The sequence below is a fragment of the Calidifontibacillus erzurumensis genome, assembly GCF_013303125.1.
Taxonomy (GTDB): domain Bacteria; phylum Bacillota; class Bacilli; order Bacillales; family Bacillaceae_J; genus Calidifontibacillus; species Calidifontibacillus erzurumensis.
Genome location: NZ_JABTTE010000010.1, coordinates 13,533 through 35,187 on the forward strand (window position 1 = coordinate 13,533; position 21,655 = coordinate 35,187).

The following is a 21,655-nucleotide window of genomic DNA, read 5'->3' on the forward strand; positions in this document are numbered from 1 at the left end:
AAAGAATATTCAACATGGCATGGGAATAAATAGAATGAATAAGCTTTTAAAACTATTCTAAAGAGCATTAGTATTCAGATTGATATTGAATTTGTTTAATTGGATTTAGATATTATCATTTCCAAACAAGCAATAAGAGCAAAAAATATTGATGGTTTCTAAATAGAACCCCTATTAAACTACAATACTTTAGGTCAAATAAAAGATTGATATAAATGGTTTAGATACAATCACTTTTGTCCAAAGATTTTCTAAATTGGAGATATAAGCAAATATAGATATAGAACAGCAATTAATAAACCTAGTATGGGTTTGTTACTTAAGTATAGTACGGAAAAACTTTATTGAGGGAGGAAAAAATATGTCCACTTTTAAATATTTATTTACCCCTAAGAAGATCGGCTCAATATGGATTAAAAATCGAATATTAAGTACAGGTCACATGACTTCATATGTAGAAAATGGTCTTCCTACTGACAGATTAATCGCCTATCACATGGAAAGAGCTAAAGGTGGAGTTGGACTAATTATTATGGAAGCAAATGCCATTCACCCGACAGCCTATTTTACAGCGAAAACCATTTGTGCCTTTAATGATGAAATAATACCTTACTATAAAAAATTAGCGGAATCTGTTCATCCATATGGTACAAAGATGTTTGTACAACTCTTTCATCCTGGAAGAGAAGTGTTTCCATCAGGAACCTCTGTCGCTGTCGCTCCCTCCTCTGTACCAGCTGACCGTTTTCGAATAATACCAAAAGAGCTGGAAAGAGAAGAAATTAAAGATATTATTAAAGGATATGCAGATACTGCATTAAGAGTAAAGACAGGTGGACTTGATGGAGTAGAAATTGTTGCTTCCCATGGTTATTTACCTAGTCAATTTTGGTCTCCACGATTAAATCTTAGAAAAGATGAATATGGAGGACAATCAATTGAGAATCGTTTACGGTTTCTAAAAGAGATAGTTGAAGAAGTTCGGAAGAAAGTGGGTACCGATTTTGTTGTTGGTTTACGTTTAAGTGTCGATGATTTGGATGATGAAGGTGCAGAATATGGAGAAGTCCAAGAGATATTAAAATATATTGATAATCAAATTGGTGGTCTAGACTATTTTAATTTAACAGGTGGTAGTTCTGCTACTTATGCTAGTTCAACTTTTATTGTACCACCAGCACCTGTTCCTCCTGCTCATTTTGCTTCACATGCAGCTAAAATTAGAGAGCAAGTTTCCGTACCAATTTTTTTAGCTGGTCGTATCAATGATCCTGTTATTGCTGAAAATGTTTTAGCGAATGGTCAGGCAGATATGGTGGGTATGACTAGGGCATTGATATGTGATCCGCATATGCCTAATAAAGCATTACGAGAAGAATTTGACCGAATCCGAGTCTGTATCGGGTGTGATCAGGCTTGTATTGGTCATATGCAAATGGATTTACCCATTAGTTGTTTACAAAATCCTGTGACAGGACGAGAAATTCAATATTCAAAGATACCTAAAGCTAAGAAAATAAAAAAAATTGCTATTATTGGCGGCGGTCCAGCAGGAATGAAGGCAGCAGTAGTTGCAGCGGAAAGAGGACATCAAGTTACACTTTTTGAAAAAAGTGATGAATTAGGTGGCCAGGTGAAATTAGCACGGAAAGTTCCTGGTAGAGAGGAATTTGGTGAGTTAGTTTCAAACTTAAAGCGTGAACTACAATATTATCGGGTCGATGTTCGTTTAAATGTTGAAGCTTCGAAAGAATTGATTCTGAATTTGTCTCCAGATGAAGTCATTATCTCAACAGGTGGTAAGCCATATATTCCACATGTTAAGGGGATGGATTTGCCCCATGTTGTAACTGCGTGGGATATTTTATCAAGACGAAAAGAACCAGGGAAAAAAGTAGTAGTTGCTGATTGGAAAGGTGATATGACTGGGGTTGGTGTTGCACTATATTTGAAAGAGCTAGGGTGTGACGTTGAAATAGTTACTTCTTGTTACCAAGTAGGTCATTCTATTCAAGAAAAGGTTAGATCTTTTGTTCTTACACAGTTATTTTTAAATGGGGTTGAAATGACTTCTCAATATAAAATATCAGAAGTTACTGAAGGTACAGTAGCATTTTCTAATATATATACAGGACAAAAGCTTCAAAGATATGGCATTGATACGGTTGTAATAGCGTATGGTCTACTCCAGGAAAATAGTTTATTTCATCAATTAAAGGAATATGTATCTAATATTCATAGAATTGGTGACTGTTTAATTCCACGAACTGTAGAGGAAGCTATTTTGGAAGGATTCGAATTAGCAGCCAATCTATAAAAACTCTTGGATGAGAAAGAAAAATTAATTCTTTAGGATTTTTCATTTCACGATAGATGGCCAACAAGGAATACTATATGCATAGTTGTGAAAGATAATTAAATCTTGACATCCGTAATATCATAATGATTGAAAATCACTAATTTTATAGTATCTGCCTACCATACAAAGAGAATATAGTAATAAGGTATGCCCCCCTTGGCAAATTGACAATTAATTTTATAAATGGTCTAAGCGGCTTTAGCTCTATTCTAATTAGGGCTTAGGCCGCTTTGTTGTTTGAGATGTCTCTGCGGTTTAACAGCATGAGAGGTGTAATTAGAACCCAAAATTGCTACGCTTACAAAAGGCTTCCTGATAAATTATAGATACTTTTTGTATGAGTAAAATTATTGTGGACAAAATTGAACCCCTTCATTTTGTGAGAGAGGAATTGCTTAATTTCCAAATGAAGGGGCTTCCAAGCGAAAACACTGTAGTTATCATACTTTTAAGTTTGGTTGACTAAATATTTAAAATATTGTACTTTTAAAATAATTAATCCTCTCTAGTATATTAGTGTGCTTGTGAAAGTTTTTTACGGTATTAGTTTGTTTTGAGGTGATTAAGGTGGCGGACATGGACCGAAAAGAAATACAAATGACGCGGATGTGGAAATATTTTGTAGATGCAACTGCCGAAATTATAGAGAAAGAAGGCATAGAAAGTGTCACTATCCGTAAGATAGCCAAAATTGCAGGTTATACAAGTGCAACAATTTATAATTATTTTGAGGAGTTGTCTCATTTAATTTTCTTTGCTTCAATGAGATTTATTAACCCATATATAAAGGAATTATCTCATTATATGACAACTGGTAAAAACCCGGTTGAAAAGTATTTGTTAAGCTGGGAATGCTTCTGTAAACACTCCTTTAATAATCCCCAAATTTACCATGCTATTTTCAATTCAGATTTGGGAGCAAAACCAGAGGAATTATTAAAACACTATTTTAAAGTGTATCAAAATGATTTGACTGGTTTGTCTGAAGAAATTAAACCATTAATTTTTGAACATAATATATCTAAAAGAAGTAAAGCTGTGCTTATTAAAGCAGTTGAAGAGGGATATTTTGAAGAGAGTGATATCGAAGAAATTACTAATATGACGATTCTTATTTGGAGAGGTATGTTAACAACGATAATGAATAACCGTAGAGATTATGAACCAGATGAAGCTGTTGCAGAGACTATGAGGTATATTAGAAAAATAACCCTCAGCTTACTTAAAAAGCCTATAGAAATATGTATATAATACAAAAAATTAATTAAAGCTTAGCTTATTTATTTTCAATTTAGGTTCTTAAAACTAGTTTTGTTCACTATTGATTAGGTGTTTTTTGTCCAATTACCATAGACTTTTTAGTAAAAACAGAAATCCTCTAAAATTTTTAAACAATTACTTATTTAACCTTTCATTTCCCAATTCTTTCTATAATTGCTGCTCTTATTATGTAGTATTAGGGTGGCTTGACAAGGGACCCGAATAGGAGGTGCCACAACATTGGCATAGTAAACCAAGGTAATCATGCAGCTTACTCCAAGTCAAGCCAGTCCTTCGGACATTAGCTACCCTTCCTAAACACACAATCCCATGGTCTAAATCTGGAATAGTTTTTTTTTATAATTTTGCATTGTAAAAGGTATTTTAAAGGCGTTCACTAATAATTACTAATAAACGCCTTTCTTATGAATGTTATCGATATTTTCCCTTTCAAAAGTGGAGGAAACAGAGCATTTGAAAATTAAGATTCAATTGCCTTGATCTCTATCATTTTCTAAACAGCTTTAACTTCCTCTTTTTCTAACATAATATATCTTTTTTCTTTTTTATTTGTCCTACAATACTAATGACTAAATTTTAAAGACATTTCTAATTATAATTGATTGGGATCTGTTATTTTATATAAAAAATTAGGATGTGGCATTTATGCATAGATATATTATTTTTCTAATAATGCTATTAATGGGAACCTCATAATTAACCATTGCTTCTAAAGTCGTAACTATTTACTTATCACATATTGCGTAGGAATGGCCGCTTATGTTTATGGTAAAATAATCGAAAAATAACATACAAGATAAATGAAATTTAGGTATGAAAGGAATCTCTTCAGTATGACTATCAAGATAAAAAAGTGTACACTTGACGATTTGCAAACACTTCAAGAGGTTGCTATTGAAACATTTTATGCAACATTTAAGGATCAAAATACAGATGAAAATATGAAAGCTTATTTAGAAAAAGCCTTTAGTGAGAAACAATTAGAGAAAGAGCTATCTAATACTTATTCACAATTCTTCTTTGTTTATTTTGATAATGAACTTGCTGGTTATTTAAAGATCAATACGAATGATGCACAAACGGAACAAATGGGTAGTGAATCCCTTGAGATTGAGAGGATTTATATTAGAGAAAAATTTCAAAAGTTTGGTCTTGGTAAATGTTTGATAAATAAAGCGGAGGAAATTGCAAAGGAAAGCAGCAAGAAAAAGGTCTGGCTCGGTGTTTGGGAAAAAAATGAAAATGCCATTGGCTTTTATAAGAAAATGGGGTTTGTCCAAGCCGGCACTCACTCTTTTATTCTAGGGGATGAAGAACAAACAGATTATATAATGATCAAACGGACTTGGTGAAATCCTGGAATTTATGAAGGAGAACTCTTTTGGGACAATTGTTACGGTACAAGGAAATAAGCCAAATGTCACCGATGTACCTTTGAAGGTACATAAACAAGAGGATGATTTTTATATTACCAATCATATGGAAATTAATAATTCTCAATGGAAAACGTTCGAAGATCATAATGTTCTAGTAATCTATCAAGGTTCAGATCGTGATATCTCGTCTTCTTGGTATGAACATGAAAATGTACCAACGTGGAATTATCAAGCTTTGCATGTATATGGTAAGGATGGTATTTTAAACGACCAAGAGCTGGAGGAAGACTTGAAATTATTATTAAAAAGGCTATGTTAAAGCTTGATGTTGAAAATGGATTATCTTCAAAAAAAGTGAATATAATCAAACACAATATTAAAAAATTTCTGTTGACATTTTTTGTTTTTGAAATGACAGAAACTTACCAAAGTTTGCGTTTATCGAAATTCAATGTGTAATGCTCATTTGCCTATCAGGACATTTTAATTGTGCTTCTTAAGCTTCTATTGGGAAACTTTGGATGTTCTTTTCACGTATATATTAATAACCTTACATTTATTGGAGGTTTTAAAGTGACTAATGAACCTGCGTTGAAAAAATTTTTTATCCCTATTATTTATTTAGCTGATTTCGCCCTTTTCTTATTTGTTGCTCTTTGCATTGCTGCTTTAAATTTGATTAATTTATTGAATATTATTACTGTCGATATGCCTTGGGAAGAACCAATTATTCTTACATCATCATTTATAACTTCTTTGTCTTTTGTAATAGGATTAGCAATCATTTGTTTTTTTACAACAAATTTTTAATAGGAAGTAAAACATACCAAAAATTTAAAAGGACTATATTGGGTATGCTTTTTGGACTGAACACAATTGGTAGTGTACTTTGTGGAAGCATTATTTATGGTTCCAACTTCTCTCATTCTGACGGAATACTACTGCTAATTATCACTTTATTAAGTGCTGTATTAACAAAAATGTTCATTTTTAAAAAGTAGGAATTTTTATTTCAATAAAAGTTATCGATGAAACTCTTTTCATAAAAATTCAGGGCGGTATTAGTTTCTTTTTGAAAAGTAGTGGTGATATTGAAATTTCAATAGATAATTCTTTCGGAACTATCAATGAAATGTATTTAAAGGACGAAAAAAACAAAGTTTTAATATGGGCCAGAAAATAATAGAAGGGAATCAAAAAATAGTTTTGGAAAACTAATGTAAAGATTAATTTTTTAGCTTTTTACAAATAATTTTTGAATTTTAAATTATTGGTCATGTATTTTAATTTTTAATTTATGCTTTTTAACCTTAAAATCTAACATGTTAGTTTCAAAAACGACTCTATGAAACTCTCCCCCTTTATAATGGAAGCGGATTCAATGATTTTAAAAGGGGGTTTTCTCTTGATTACGTTTTTAGTATGTATTGCTCTATTAATTTTAGGATATTTTACTTATGGGAAATTTGTAGAAAAAGTGTTTGGTGTAAATGTAGAGAGACCAACACCGGCATATACACATGGTGATGGTGTCGATTACGTTCCGATGAACGTTACAAGAAATTCATTGATTCAGTTGTTAAATATTGCAGGAACGGGACCGATTTTCGGACCTATTATGGGGGCTTTGTATGGACCGGTCGCATTCATTTGGATCGTTGTAGGATGCATTTTTGCAGGTGCTGTTCATGATTATTTAACAGGAATGATTTCTTTACGTAATAAAGGAGCCCACTTACCTGAACTTGCAACGAAATTTTTAGGGAAAGCCATGAAACATGTTGTCAATGCTTTTGCCCTTTTACTATTACTACTTGTTGGAACAGTATTTGTCACTACACCAGCCGATCTTCTTTACGTATTAATGGACGGTAAAGTACCTATTTTAATTCTTGTAGGAGCTATTTTCCTATACTATATATTAGCAACTTTAATGCCGATTGATAAAATTATCGGACGTTTATATCCGTACTTTGGTGCATTGCTGATCATTAGTGCTGTTGGCGTATTTATTGGTCTTCTTGTAAAAGGAGCACCAATTCCAGAAATTTCTTTAAAGAATTTCCATCCAGATAATACTCCTATTTTCCCATTGATATTTTTCACAATTACTTGTGGGGCTTTATCTGGTTTCCATGCAACACAGTCACCGATTATTTCTCGGACAACTGAAAATGAAAGACAAGGTCGAAAAATTTTCTACGGCATGATGATTGCAGAAGGAATCATTGCAATGATTTGGGCTGCAGCTGCTATGAGTTTATTTGATGGTTATGGCGGTTTGAAAGAAATGTTAGCTGCCGGTGGACCTGGACTTGTAGTTAGTGAAGTTTCCAAAATGATGCTTGGCGGTATTGGAGGAACGTTAGCTGTTTTAGGTGTTGTTGTATTGCCAATTACTTCTGGAGACACTGCTTTTAGAAGTGCACGTATGATTATCGCTGAATATTTGAATTATGCTCAAAAGAAATTGACAAGTCGCTTATGGATTGCTATTCCGTTATTTGCAATTTCCATTGTGTTAACACAAATTGACTTTAATATTTTATGGAGATACTTTAGCTGGGCAAACCAAACAACTGCGGTGATCGCATTGTTTGTCGGAGCAATGTATTTATATGTTGCCAAGAAAAACTACTTTATCGCTCTTATCCCAGGAACATTTATTTTAGTGATGGTATTAGCTTACATCTTAAATGCACCTATTGGATTTAGGCTGCCAATGAACATTGCTTGGGTTGGCTCAGCAATAGGAACCGTTATTCTTTTAGCATTGTTCTTTAGAGCGGCAAATAAAAACCTTGCAAACAATCTTCCTCTTGAAGAAGACGTTTCAGATTGGAAAGGGGTTGCCTAATCAATGGGCTGCTGCAATCCTTTGCTGAGGGAAAAAGCAAAGGAACAGGAAGAACAAGTGAACAGGAATGGAAAAGAAAAACTGCCTGTTGCAGCAAAAATAGGGGCTGTTGGTATTACGATAATATTTGTTACGATTATGGGGATAATTTTATTGAATTGAATAATAGATTAGGTGAAAGACCGCATCATCGCTTAATCTAATTCTAGTGTATAGTAGGGGCTGTTCAAAAAGTGAACGGCTCCTTTTTATAATGACAATTTTTACGAGTTCGAGAAGCGCATTTCTTCGTGACAAAACGCCCTCTCTTTAAAATTCAATGTATCATCCGATCCAACGTGTTACATTTATATTTAAGAGGGGGCGATCAATTGGATACTTTTTCTAACCTAACAGAGGATGAACTTTTAGAGAAGGAAGAGGCTTGGTGGAAAAGGGAGGACGAATTAAATTCTGACTGGATTTACGAAGGAGTTGAAATTTTTAAAAGTCTTTCGAAGGCGAATCCGAAAGAAATCCGTTATAAAGAAACCCTAAGCTATTTGCTTCTTTTGCAAGGAGAAGATTTAAAGCTGCGCCAGCATTCCTATGAAGATGCAATCAAGTGTTTGAAGCAGGTTGTAAAACTTGATTCCAGCAATGCAAGAGCCCATTATAGATTAGGATTTCTTTATTTTTTTCAAAAGAGATGGACAAAATCTATTGATTCTTTTCAAATGTCTTTAAATTCATTGCCGAGGAAATTACGGAATCAACTGCAAAAGGATCAACAAATGAAAGCGCATTTTTATATATTTAAAGTTGCAAAAATGATTTTAGAAGAGAACTTCAAGAAAGTTGAAAAGATTCCACCAAAGGATTTAGAGAATTTTGGTGAAATGAAACTGTTGCTAGAAGAAATGCAAAGTAGCAGGCAAGTTGAAGAAAAGCCTTACCAAATGATAGTAAATGGAGTAGAGGTTCGAAATATTAGTGAAAGAGAGTATGAAAAGCTTTCAGATCCTTTTGAAAATAAAGGTATGATTATTTTAAACTTCAAAAGTACGAATGATGTGACATTGTCGCTAAATGGGAAAGAAATTTTCATTACGTCGGCACTCGTTGCTTTGATTGAATATTTAATGCGAAATCCTGATGGGGTAAGCAGTGAAGATATTATTCAAAGAAAATATCGGTACTCAAGGGATCCCCATGCAAAATTAAGAAAAGATATTTCAAGATTACGAAGCCGCCTAAGGAGTATCCATGCAAACGAAACGTTGATTGAAACTATCGATGGTGGTTATCGATGGAATTCTAGTTACAACTACAGAATCTTTAAACACAGTCGTGATGTAAGTACGGATCTGCTTCTGGATTAATCCAGAGGCTTTTTTAATGAGAAGAAAAAATTTTAAATCTTAGCTCTGAACGAAAAAACAGAATAATTTTGTGTGACAAGGGTGTCACAGCAAAATTGATATCATGCTCTTGCAAAAGGAAAGTTTGAGGAGGAGATGTTGACTTTGCCTTTTATATAAAATGTAGATGGGTATCCTTTGTTGAATGCTAAGATCAATATAAAAGTTAAAAGGGTGATTTAATGGTAAATGTATTTGTATATGGCACATTAAGAAAAAATGAATCCAATGCCAGTTTATTAAAAAATGCATTTTGTCTAGCTGAGCAAGCGTGGACAGAGGGAGTATTATTTGATACGGGCTTTGGTTATCCAGCTATGACGCAATCTTCAACTGGATATGTTTTTGGAGAATTATATAAAGTAACAGAAAGTGAACTGCAAAGTTTAGATCACCTAGAAGGGTATTCCCCAGGGAGCACTAATAATTTATATGATAGAGTGAAGCAGACCGTCTATACTGACCAAGGTGAAACAATGGCGTATGTTTATGTGGCAGGTCGTAAAGATCTTTTAGTCAAAAAAATTTCGAGCGGCGATTGGAAGGAGTATCGCTTAATAAATAGAGATCTAAAAGAGACTGTTCATTATTTTGCTTATGGCAGTTGCATGGATAATAAACGGTTTATTGAAGATGGAGCTAATCACTTTTTTCAAAAGATGAAAGGTGTAGGTATATTAAGCAACTATACCCTTCGCTTTACACGTAAATCATCCCAAGATGGGATGGGAAGGGCTGATATAGTGGAAGAGGGCGGTATTGTAGAGGGGAAAGTGTACGAAATTCCGATTCAAGCTTTAAAAGATTATTTATATCGTCGCGAAGGTGTGCCGTTTGCTTATCGACCGACATTTGTAACGGTTAATTTAAACGGAAAAATGGTCGAAGCTCTAACTTTTGTAGTTAAAAACAAGGAAAACGAAACCGCACCACCAGACTGGTATGCAGAAGAAATTTTGCGCGGTGGAAGTGAGGTTTTATCAGAAGAATATATTGATAGGGTAAGAGAACATATCCATATGTTAAAAATTAGAGGACGTTAAAATGGGTACATTTACACGAAACGAGCACAACAAGTAGTTTGTTTATTACTCGTTGTGCTTTTTTTTTTGAAAAACTTTAAAACTAAACTGTCTAAAAGAGTGTTATTGTTAATAGAAATTGTGATTTATGCCATCTGGATTTATTTTTGTACAGAAATTCGTGATTGAGTTTTCTTTTTTAACTCCCATTGGTTTAACATTCTAAAAACGGGAGGGAGTAACATACAAACAGAAATTACCCGGAGTACTTGCATCGTGACAACGAAAGTGGCGTCTGCTTGAAGGACTAGTGCTGTAGTTGCCATTTCGGTAATGCCACCTGGCGTAAAAGCCAAAGCTGATGTGATAAATGACAAATCTGAAAAAACATAAACTAAGTATGCACATAAAAACATAGAAGATATGAATAGAATCGTGCATATGGAAGATACTATTAGTATCCTTTTTAAACCTATAAACATACTTTTCTTCCATTTGGAACCGATGCTTGCACCTATAAAAATTTGAGAGATAACGATAAACCAATGAGGCCACCAGGCGATTATATCAATTCCAAAATATAAGGATACAATTGATTTAAACAAGGCAATAAATGCCATACTTCCAATGAGCCAAGGTGCAGGAAATTTTAAATATCTTACTATATAATATCCGGTTACAGCTACAAGGATAAACAAAGCTGTCCAAGTCAATTGATTCGTATTGAAACTTAAGGACGAAGAAGTTACATGATTTGAATTTGTATGGAAAAATAAGGTAGAAAGGAAAACAGGAATAAATAATATCACTAAAAAGGCACGTATCGATTGAATAATGCTGACAATTCCCGTATTCGCCCCTACTTCTTCAGCAATGCCAGGAATTGTGGAAAGGCCTCCGGGTGCTGTTGAGAAAAAACTAGTCAATAAATCCAAATTTGTGAATTTCCATAAGATCAGACCGAACAGTAAAGATAAAGCTGTTGAAATGAGCAGCAAAGTTAAAATAATTAGCCAATTGTCTTTTAAAATAAACAAAATGGAAGTATTCATTTTTTGACCTAATTCTATCCCTATAATAAACTGACCGGTATATAGCCAATGCTTTTGAATAACTTTTGATCCAATGGGGACCTCCAGAAATCTTGGTTGTAGAATAGATAGCAAGGTTGCAAATACCATTGTACCAATTAACCAGCCTATTGACAGGCCTGTTAGAGAAAGGAGAAATCCCCCGATACTGCTTATGGCAACAAAACAAATGTTTTGGAAAAAAGTTCTATAACCTTTCATAAAATCCTTCTTTCGAAATATTTTCTCTTTATGATGGTTAGATAACTACAATATAGTAAAATTCCGAAAATTTGTATAATAGAATATTTTTTTGGGCCCCAATAAAAATTATTTATGACCTCCCTGAATGGTTTAAAAATTTGAGAATAAGCAATTTGAAGGTACATTTATAACTTGATAGAAAATTAAAATTTTATGGGTGAGATCAAGCAAATAATTTAAGAGTGGAGAAATTCAGACTGAGTTCATTTTGTTATGCAAAATACATTAGATGATCCATGTGGAGTAAGCGGATTTTTTTCTTCATTAAATAGATAATGTTGGTATGTCTTATTTGGATGATAAAAAAACAGCTATCCCGACCTTAGGATAAGGTAGGATAGCTACTTTTTGTTTGGAGGCTAATGGGAGATGACGGATCTTTTTTACTTAATTTTTAATAATAAAATGCCGTTCATTGATTTCTACAAGCCCCAGCAGCAATGGAAATAAAATCATTAAAAAGAAGAGAAAGTACCTTGCGACGGGCAAGGCTTCTTTATTTAATGAAAATAAATATGGGAGCAGCATTCCAGTACATACCCCAAGTAGATTGGCAACTGCATCCCAAAGCTCAGCCGTTCGATTGGGTAAAATGAATTGCCGGTATTCCTCAGCTATTCCAATCAATGAAAGTGTGAACCAAATAATCGCCAGACCCCTTAACCTAAATTTTTTACAAGTTAAGGTGACAATCAAAAGGCTGACGCAAAAAGAAACGATGGCAAATAGCTCAAAATGCATGAGCTTATCATGCCCAAACAATACTTTCGTATTAAACTCCACCACGTTTTTCATTCCCATCCATTTAAACTCCCTACAGTACTTGTTTTGACAAAATCAAGCGGGAATATTCATTAAAATTATGAAAGTTCGCACCTCAATCATTAAATGGAGGGTTTTGATTTGTAAAATTATGCAGGGAGTGGTGTGGAGAGATGGGGGGTTTTTAAACTTTAAAGAGTGTCAAAGGAAGGGACAGAGCCGGTGTACTGCCCCTTACCACTACACCACTATTCAATGTCTCTAAATCATTACATTACCAATCCTCAATGGCAGCCCATTCGCTTGGGTAGTTTTTGAGGAATTTTGTTAAACCGACGATTTGAAACATTTTTTCATAATGGTATTCAAGACCGAAAGTGCGGATGGAAACCTGCTTTTCGTGCAATAATTTCGACATTCGAAATAGATAGGCGATACCGGCGCTGTTTATATAATTTACTTTTGTAAAGTCTACTACTAAAATGTTTTTATCATTTGGAAGTCCATTTTCCCAGTCGTAGTATTTTAACAGTTTCTCGCCAGAGGTTTTTGTAAGGTCTCCAGTTAATTGAAGTAAACAAACATCTTTATGATCATTTAAAGAGATTATTAATTCTGCTTCCACTTTTCACACATCCTTCTTCACTAACATGTCCATTGGTCGTAATCGTTTTTCTATATGTACACAGAATTGCGGGGGATTTCCCAATCTATGATACATCGTCCAATCATCAACGAAATGTTTGACAATTTTTAAGCCGCAACCTCTAAAATCTTGTTCTTTTTCTTCAAATATGAATCCGGTTCCTTCATCTGAAACGGTGCTTTGGATGAGGTTTCCTTTTAGTGTGACTACTATATGGACCAATTTATGTTCTTTTTCTTCATTACCGTGTTCGATCGCATTTGTGCAAATTTCTGCCACTGCAACTTTAAATTCTTCGCAATCTTCTTTTAAAAAAGAGTATTTGGATAGTTGTTCATCGAGTTCCTTTAACACTTTTTTCTCTTCACCGAGTTTACTTTGAATTTTAATATCTACTAATGTTATATTTTTCTCCGACTCCTCATCGGAAGAAACGTCATCTGATTTTTTCCACGTTGATGCATGGATTTTTTTCTTCATAGTTACAATGGTCATATCATCCGACTGTTTGGTATTGACATAAAATTTTTTTATGTCTTCAATAATCGAGTGGATGCCTTTATTCCATTGCTTTTGAACCACATGGTGAAATTTTTCAAATCCGAAAATTTCTTTTTTATCGTTAACTTGCTCGATGATTCCATCTGTATAAAAAATAATGCCATCTAAATCATTAAGCGGGATCATTTGCTCTTCATAGGTTTCATTTTCATCGATGCCTATCGGCAAGGTGGATGTATTAAAGTAATCAATTTTTCCTTGCATATTCATTAACGGAGGAACATGGCCGGCACTTGCATAAGTAAATGTATTTGTTTCAATATCTAATACTCCAATTCCCATCGTCACATACATACCATCTGAAAGCATTGGCATGAGCAAACGGTTGCATTCATTCAGCCATTCGGCAGGTGATAATTCCTCCGATTGAGTTTTGCCGCGAATAACTCCAATTGCAGCTGACATCAATAATGCGGACGGCACGCCTTTGCCTGATACATCACCGATGACGATGACCATTTTTTGATCATTAATTTTTATAAAATCAAAAAAGTCTCCACCTACTTCTTTCACAGGCAATGACAACCCTTCCAATAGGAAACTCCCAACCGATATCGTTCCTTTTGGCAACAAATTTTGCTGCACCGTTAAAGCGAATTTCAACTCATCTTCCAATTCAGCGTATAATCTTTGTGCCTTTGATTGCAGCTTATTGAAGCTTCCAATTAAAAATGCAATCTCATCAATGGATGTGACTGGAATGGTGGACCTGAGCAGTAAACTCCGATCCTCATTTTTCTCGTTCGTAATCAACTGGGTAATCGTTTGAATGTGGTTAATAGAATCTAATACGGTTAATTTGATCACGACGATGGAAAAAAGACTTAAGAAACATATGGTTAAGACAACTTCTATAATTTGCGCCTCTATGCTGCCTTCAATATTAATGAGAAGCCAAATAATATCGGTGACAACAACAAAAAATATGGAAAAGAAAATAAAATAAATTTTATTGCTTAAAGGAAGTTGAACCATGGGAGATGCAGAAATTTTTAATTTTAAAATATAGGGTCTTAATAATTGGCTTAAAACACCGACAATCAACAAAGTGATCATCATAATGAGGCAAGTTTCGCGCAATAAACTTAAAATTAAGCTCACGAAAAACTCCCTTGTTATTTCTTCAAGCAGGAAAAATTCATATATATGGAAAGATAATGCCAACGACATCATAAATATAATCGAAAATCGATACATTTTATAAGGAAATAAAACTAGGCGGTCAAACCAAACTTTTCTTTCGGGAGAGGGAAGTTGCTGTAATTCTGCCTCATCCATTTGAAAAATACCCTTGAGTTTTTTTACTGTGTAAAAATAATAAATGGTGATAAAAATAAGATTTTGCGCCATTACAAACGGTAAATTGTATTTCAAAACATCTTGCCATGGGGTACGCCAAATAACTAGATTTTGAAATTCAACAAATACGACGCCGGCCAGGCCGACAAGTGTATATAATAAAAAAATCCGAGCTTTCCAATTCATTTCATCACATCCACGACAAAGTTAAGTTTGGGCGATCAATGGCTCCCATTGATGATTGGTACTAGCCCATCTACGTCAAAGTTAAGTTAGTGAGATAATGGCTTCAAATGATGATCGATGTTAGTCCATCCACAATAAAGTTAAGTTTGAGCGATAAAGGTTCCCATTGATGATTGGTACTAGCCCATCCATGACAAAGTTAGGTTTGGGCGATCAATGGCTCCCATTGATGATCGGTACTAGCCATCCATGACAAAGTTAGGTTTGAACAATACTGGCTTCACTTGATGTTTGGTGATAGCATTTCCGCAAAAAGTAAAGGTTTGAAAACGCACTGGGCTCCCCTTGAAATTGTTGGTCTCATATTCACTGTAAGGGTTTAATTTACAATCCCATCAATATTGTTTTTGTATATTTACTTTAAACTTTTTCCTAACAATAAAATAGGATTACTAGTTAGGGTATCGCCCATTATGTGCGTCCTCACACTTTCGGTAATGTTTATCGATGTTAAAGTGTCAGATATTCCTAAGTAATGAGTGCTCAAACACACTCTGTTTGTCAACGTTTTGTATTCCCTTTTGTTTTTTTCGTTTGTGAGTCTATGTTAAGTTTAAGTTCCAACCCTAGTTCTTCCTTCAACAGTTCTTTTTGTTTTTCGTAAAATTGTTTAGCTTCCATTGTTCGTCCTTGTAAGTGCAACAATGAAATTTTTTCATGAATAATATTTTCATTGAATGGTTCACATTCCAGCAATTCATTCAATAGTTGCTCTTTTATGTTAGTTTCCTCGTAGTAGTTATAAAGTTTTTGCAGTAAGTCTATTTGTTTTTCCTTCAGTTGTCTCCGAAGTTGAATAAGCCAATCTGCATAGACGATGTGAGGTACTAATTCATGATCATAGAGTCTCCGTGCCTTTTCAAAAAGCTTTACCGCTTCCTTGCGATCGATGTACCAAAGTTGCTTCCCAACTGAATATAACTTTAAATACGATTGAAGGTCAATTTCATTTATGATGTTCAAGTCGATTTGTACTTTGCCGCCTTTAATGGTCACAAAGGATTCCTTTATTATTTCTTTTGCTACAAATTGTCTATTGATTTCATGGAGAAGGCCATAAAGGCGGTTTTCTGCTTTCTTTTGCTCAACCTCTGGATAAAATTCTTCAATGATTTGCTCCTTTTCTATCTTTTGGTTTGGTACTGTTAACAAATAAATGAGCACTTCTTCCGCTTTTTTCCGCTTCCAATTCAAGTTTTTAAGGCATTTGTCATCAGAGAAAATGGCAAAATCCCGAAACAGAGAAAATGATAGTTTCGTAGAGTTGTTTCTCATTTTTAGCGGCACTATTGTATTTTTATTTAAAGCAGCTTTCAAATCAGTTAAGCCTAAGAAATCGATTTGTTGCAATGCTTCTTCTAAATAATCCAATTTATTTAGGGTGGATGCTGCTAAAAGATAGGCCCATATTTTCAGTAAAGGGTGCTTATATTGATTTACTTTAGCTATCAGTGAATATATCGTGCCTTCTGTGATCCCCTCTGTTTTTAATTCGTTATGTAGCTGCCGAAACAAAGTGATAAGCGGATGGGATTGAAGTTCTTTTTTTGAAAAGAAATCAATGTAATTCCAAAATTGAGCAATCCAATCATAGCCTGATTTTGTTAGATTCATTTGAAAACTAAAGTTTTGCTTAAAAGCGGGCAAGTTTTGAATTTTTTCAAAAATATACGTATTTTTTGCCCGATCTTGCAAAAGGCAATAGAGCCAGCGGTAAGCTTCTAGAAGCATGATCGCTTCCTCTTCTGCTTCATCTAACAATTGAAAGGCTGCTATCGATTTTTCATAGTATTGCTTCGCCTGTTTGAGGTCTCCGTCAAATAATGTATACAACGCTAAAAATCTATAAACAAAGGCTTGTTCTTTTATCGAAAACGTTGAGCCCGAAGTCTTTTCATTTTTAAAAAATTGGTAAATGATGTGAGATTCAAATTGGTTTCCTAAATTAATTTGACAGCACCCGTAATGGCTCAGCCAACAGGTTAATTGAACACTGTCGCCAACATTCGTGCTGCTTTCTATTTTTGTTTTTAATAAATCGGCTAACTTAAGCCAATCTCCTTGTAAGAAAAGTGTAATATGCGATGGATAGTCCTCATTCATCTTACTGTTCACCTCGATATGATGGCTGGGAAAATCTCAATCAAGTTTAAAAAAGATATATTTTATATTTTTTTATAAAAAAATGCAGGCAATATCATAAATATTTCGACGTGGTAAAATAGAATCCTTTACCTTTTCGCAAAAGTTATAGGTATTTTTGATGAATTTCATGCGGTAAATAGGCGGAAGGACACAATATTTTTTTGATTTGACGAGAAAATAGTCTCGTTTGTAAGCGACTTGTAAGGTAAGATTTATAAGCTTTTCTTGTAAATCAATACCATTTAAAGAAATGGAGGAGAGACCTTATGGGGGGAAGTAGAAGGTTTAGGAGATTAGTATCAATCACAATGGTCTTGATGATGGTTTTCTCGTTTTTTAGTACTTCCGTGTTTGCTGCTCAAAAGACAGATATTAGTGGCCATTGGGCAGAAAAAGAAATTAATGAATGGTTTGAAAAGGGTTTAATCGGAGGCTATAGTGATGGCAGCTTTAAGCCAAATGGGGCGATTACAAGAGCTGAATTTATTGCCTTAGTCAATCGTGCTTTCGGATTTGATGAATCAAGTGAAGGTGGTTTTACTGATATCTTCCCAAGCGACTGGTATTACAGTGAAATTTTGAAGGCGAAAGCGGCAGGTTACATTGGTGGCTATGAGGACGGTTCTATTAAACCCAACAATAATATTAGCCGCCAAGAGGTAGCAGCTATTTTAGCACGCTTGGCAAGTGTGGAAAGCAGAGCGTCAAGTGTCGATCAATTTAACGATAAAGACAATATTCCGACATGGAGCCGCGGAGTTGTCGGCGGTGTTGTAGATGCAGGTTTCATGAGAGGCTATGAAGACGGTACGTTTAAACCGTTTCATAACACGACGAGAGCAGAAGCTGTTGTCATTTTAAATCGTGCTTTAAAGGATACACAAAAACCTAGCGAGCAGGAAAAAGTGTATGACACAGCCGGTGTTTATGGTCCTGAAGAAGGCTTAGAGACAGTGGCAGGCAATGTCAAAGTAACCGCATCAGGTGTAACATTAAGAAATATGGTCATTGAAGGTGACTTAACTATTTCGGAAGAAGTCGGAAATGGCGATGCTTTCTTGAAAGGCGTAACGGTTAAGGGAAAAACCTATGTCAACGGTGGTGGAGAAAACAGTATTCACTTTGAAGACACTGTTCTAATCACAGTTATCGTTAATAAAGAAGATGGTACAGTACGTATCGTTGCAACAGGAAAAACATCTGTTCAAGAAGTAATTCTTCACTCAAGTGCAAAAGTAGAGCAAGACGGTACGGAAGGGATTGCTTTTAAAGAAGTAACACTTGCTGAAAATCTACCAGCGAATTCGAAAGTAACATTAATCGGAAATTTCGAATCTGTAAATATTCTAGCAACAACCTTTGCAGTGGAAATTCCTAAAGGTTCCATTCAAGAAATGAATGTTGCGGAAAACGCGACAGATGCCAATATTACTGTGGCTGAGGATGCTAAGATTGTATCTTTAATATTGGACTCAGTAGTAAAAGTAATTGGGCAAGGTACAATTGAAAAAGCTGAAGGAAAGGCAGCCAACGATTCAACTTATGAGAAAAAGCCAAATAATATGGCGATCCTACCGTCAGGCGGCGGTGGAGGAGGTGGTGGTGGCAACCCTGGTGGTGGAAACCCTCCAGATGATCAAAATCCGGAACCAACGACACCTGAATCAATCACTTTAGAGTATTTAGGTCATTCTGCCTTTATTTTAACAACAGATGAGAAGAAAATATTAATCGATCCTTGGGATCCAATATCTTTTGGACTGCCGAATTATATTTTACAAAATGAAGAAGAAATAAATCTCATTAATATAACACATTTTCATGACGACCATTCTTATGCGAAAGCCGCACCAACTGCCTTGGAAGCTGGTCAAATTATTCAAGGAGTCATATGGGATGAAGAAGAATTGGAATCTTATTTTAATGAAATTAAGAACGCAAAATATGGGGATGTTTTTATAAGCAGTATGAATCTGTACCATTTCCCGAATACAGATGAATTTAAGCTGGAAGATGGTTCAAGACGTATTGAAAATAGTGGATTCATTTATCAAACTGCAAATATGCGAATGGTAAACATGGGTGATGCCATGGGAACGATTCTTGATGGTTTAACGAATGAAGAAATTGAGACATTAAAGGGCTCAGTAGGAATAGATATTTTGATTGTTCCGATTGGAGATTGGGCTGGAAATTCTCTTAATAGTGAAGCCGTTATTAAGGCTATTAAAGATTTAAGTCCGAAAGTGGTCATTCCAGTTCATTCATGGGGTACGAAAAATACGTTTTTAACTGCTGTTGAAGAAGATGGAACATTTACTATTGAAAAGAAAACGTCTGTTGTTACATTTAACAAATCTGAATTACCAACAGATGGAACAGTCATTTGGGATATGAACGGTACTTTTGATAATAATGTACCAGGATTTTTTGTATTGCCACTAAAAGGGGATGTTCCAAATTCAACCCAAATTCTAACATTTGGGATCCATCCTGGAAACTCAGCAATGATAAAAGTTCAAGAAAAAAACTTTGCCATTCCTATAGTTGGGTCTGATGTACCAGAAGATGCAATACCATATACATCGGGTTCTGATATCGAAAATGTGTCAGTTGGTGATCACGCTGGACTATATGAAGTAGATAGTAATGGGAAAGTTGTTGGTTTCGTTGATATCACGTTGACAGAGGAAAATATCTTATTGCCTGAACCTAGTGAACTTGCTGTTGAAGAAATTATTACTTTAGATGTAGATGACAGCAAATCCTTCGGTCCAGGTGATGGTTTCCAAGTGGTATTTAATAATGATATTCATACTGAATCGCAAATTGAAATTAATACGTATTTGAAAACAGATGCAGAAACTATAATTTGGATAGGTACGGAAGAAAATGGAATGCAAATTCAATGGGTAGATAATAGGACTTTGCAAGTGATCATTGGAATTGATGGACTCCTCAACATTATGGAAGATGAATATATTACACTTCCAAAAGAGATCGTTTATGATACTCAAAATATTCATCCAGTAGAGGACATAGTAATTACGCTATCAAAACCAGCATCGTTCCCTCCAAAATTTGAAACTTGGATGGCTGAAACAGGGGACAATATAGGCGAAATCACTTTAACTGTAGATTTAGATGAAGAAGGAAAAGTCTATTATGTAGTAGTTCCAAATGGAAGTAAATCGCCAACAGTCGAACAAATCATTGCAGGTGTTGATTATGACGATGTTACTGTTTCAGCAAGTGGAACAATTGCAGTTGATGATCCGGTATCAGAGGTTGTGGAGGTAGTAGAAGGTTTAATACCAGGGGAACTTTACGATGTATATTTTGCCGCAGAGGATAATGAAGAAACACCAAATATTCAAATGATGATAAAGCAAGTTCTTTCTGTGGAAGCAAAAGTAGAAGATTTATATATTATTAGTGCATCTACCTATGACTCATTTGAGGACGGTACAATTGATTCTTATTTAGTGATGGTAAATCGTAGTATAATCGATCCTGACCCTGTAGAAGTTTTGAACAAAATTACCGTAAATGATAAAAAGCCGACTGCATTTATTACCGGTTACGGAGTAAATTCAGCAAATGATAATCTGTTTTGGCTTGAATTTGAAGAAATTGAAGATACAGGAGCATTACCGTCACTTATAATTGAGGCAGGGGCAATTACAGATCATAATGGAATACCAAATATAACTCAAATAGTAGAGGAATCCCTGAGGCTTGATGGAGTTTCCCCAAAAGCATATATTGGAACAACTAATGATACCATACAATTGGATTTAAGGTTTTCAGAAGATATAGATTCAATAGACATTGTTTCTGGCCTTGAAAATATTAATGGTGAAGAGATCACCATTGTTCCACAAGATTTAAGATATGTAGAAATGCACATCACCAATGAAAACGGTGGCGTACAAACGGATAATAGCTTCGTGTTTGTAATTTATGATTTCGCGGGCAACTATAATTATTATAAAGCGACGTTAACCGCTGATGGACAATGGATTTTGGAATTGTGGGATGAAACTTAATACTTTAAGGACACGAAGATAGAAACGGCCAAGATTTGGGATATATCTAATTGTCAAAGGTATATGGGGGAGATTGAATGTACTGCAGATTTTGCCATTAGAACAGAGAATTTGCCTCCATGTCCCAAAATAGTGACCTTTACATTTCATTACGTATTTATAAATAGTCATGCTCTCAATTTTGGGAGTATGACTTTTATTTTTATCCAATATGTGTAAAAAGATTCAAAGAAATATTTTTAGGGTATGGTAAGACATCTTCTAAAATACGATTACTAAAAATCATAAGAACTGAAAAATGAAACGGGTTACGAATTT

At 34.7% G+C, this 21,655-nt stretch carries 15 protein-coding genes; 10 read left to right on the forward strand and 5 right to left on the reverse strand.

Annotated elements, in window-relative coordinates; genetic code table 11:
- The first annotated feature begins 361 nt into the window (after nt 1–361).
- The 9 genes from HR057_RS08810 to HR057_RS08850 all read left to right on the forward strand — a co-directional run bounded on the left by HR057_RS08810 (nt 362) and on the right by HR057_RS08850 (nt 10,316).
- A complete protein-coding gene (locus HR057_RS08810; RefSeq protein WP_173731059.1) occupies nt 362–2,317 on the forward strand; it encodes an oxidoreductase in 1,956 nt (651 codons plus the stop codon).
- A 618-nt stretch (nt 2,318–2,935) separates the two neighbouring features.
- Nucleotides 2,936–3,610, forward strand: a complete 675-nt coding sequence (locus tag HR057_RS08815; RefSeq protein ID WP_173731060.1) for a TetR/AcrR family transcriptional regulator — start codon at nt 2,936–2,938, stop codon at nt 3,608–3,610.
- An 863-nt stretch (nt 3,611–4,473) separates the two neighbouring features.
- Nucleotides 4,474–4,992, forward strand: a complete 519-nt coding sequence (locus HR057_RS08820; protein ID WP_173731061.1) for a GNAT family N-acetyltransferase — start codon at nt 4,474–4,476, stop codon at nt 4,990–4,992.
- Between the two features lie 4 nt (nt 4,993–4,996).
- Entirely contained in the window at nt 4,997–5,335 is a 339-nt protein-coding gene (locus HR057_RS08825) for an FMN-binding negative transcriptional regulator (RefSeq protein WP_268990202.1), read from the forward strand.
- Between the two features lie 254 nt (nt 5,336–5,589).
- Nucleotides 5,590–5,826, forward strand: a complete 237-nt coding sequence (locus HR057_RS08830; protein ID WP_173731063.1) for a hypothetical protein — start codon at nt 5,590–5,592, stop codon at nt 5,824–5,826.
- 595 nt (nt 5,827–6,421) lie between these two features.
- Nucleotides 6,422–7,873 (forward strand): carbon starvation CstA family protein, encoded by a 1,452-nt coding sequence (locus tag HR057_RS08835; protein ID WP_173731064.1) that lies wholly within the window; start codon nt 6,422–6,424, stop codon nt 7,871–7,873.
- Nucleotides 7,874–7,876: 3 nt separating this feature from the next.
- Nucleotides 7,877–8,035: a hypothetical protein gene (locus tag HR057_RS08840; protein WP_173731065.1), complete on the forward strand. Its 159-nt coding sequence runs from the start codon at nt 7,877–7,879 to the stop codon at nt 8,033–8,035.
- Nucleotides 8,036–8,244: 209 nt separating this feature from the next.
- Nucleotides 8,245–9,234: a tetratricopeptide repeat protein gene (locus HR057_RS08845; protein ID WP_173731066.1), complete on the forward strand. Its 990-nt coding sequence runs from the start codon at nt 8,245–8,247 to the stop codon at nt 9,232–9,234.
- Between the two features lie 221 nt (nt 9,235–9,455).
- Complete coding sequence (locus HR057_RS08850; RefSeq protein ID WP_173731067.1) at nt 9,456–10,316, forward strand: gamma-glutamylcyclotransferase; 861 nt, start codon at nt 9,456–9,458, stop codon at nt 10,314–10,316.
- Nucleotides 10,317–10,456: 140 nt separating this feature from the next.
- Here HR057_RS08850 and HR057_RS08855 read toward each other — a convergent pair whose 3' ends face one another.
- The 5 genes from HR057_RS08855 to HR057_RS08875 form a co-directional block, all read right to left on the reverse strand.
- Nucleotides 10,457–11,587, reverse strand: coding sequence for an AbrB family transcriptional regulator (locus HR057_RS08855; protein WP_173731068.1), 1,131 nt, complete (start codon nt 11,585–11,587; stop codon nt 10,457–10,459).
- Nucleotides 11,588–12,016: 429 nt separating this feature from the next.
- Nucleotides 12,017–12,430 (reverse strand): VanZ family protein, encoded by a 414-nt coding sequence (locus HR057_RS08860; RefSeq protein WP_173731069.1) that lies wholly within the window; start codon nt 12,428–12,430, stop codon nt 12,017–12,019.
- 235 nt (nt 12,431–12,665) lie between these two features.
- Nucleotides 12,666–13,016, reverse strand: coding sequence for an STAS domain-containing protein (locus HR057_RS08865; protein ID WP_173731070.1), 351 nt, complete (start codon nt 13,014–13,016; stop codon nt 12,666–12,668).
- Between the two features lie 3 nt (nt 13,017–13,019).
- Nucleotides 13,020–15,083: an ATP-binding SpoIIE family protein phosphatase gene (locus tag HR057_RS08870; protein WP_173731071.1), complete on the reverse strand. Its 2,064-nt coding sequence runs from the start codon at nt 15,081–15,083 to the stop codon at nt 13,020–13,022.
- A gap of 561 nt (nt 15,084–15,644) precedes the next feature.
- Nucleotides 15,645–17,246 (reverse strand): bacterial transcriptional activator domain-containing protein, encoded by a 1,602-nt coding sequence (locus HR057_RS08875; RefSeq protein ID WP_173731072.1) that lies wholly within the window; start codon nt 17,244–17,246, stop codon nt 15,645–15,647.
- Nucleotides 17,247–17,554: 308 nt separating this feature from the next.
- Between HR057_RS08875 and HR057_RS08880 the strand changes: the two genes are divergently transcribed.
- Nucleotides 17,555–21,337, forward strand: a complete 3,783-nt coding sequence (locus HR057_RS08880; protein WP_173731073.1) for an S-layer homology domain-containing protein — start codon at nt 17,555–17,557, stop codon at nt 21,335–21,337.
- Nucleotides 21,338–21,655: the final 318 nt, after the last annotated feature.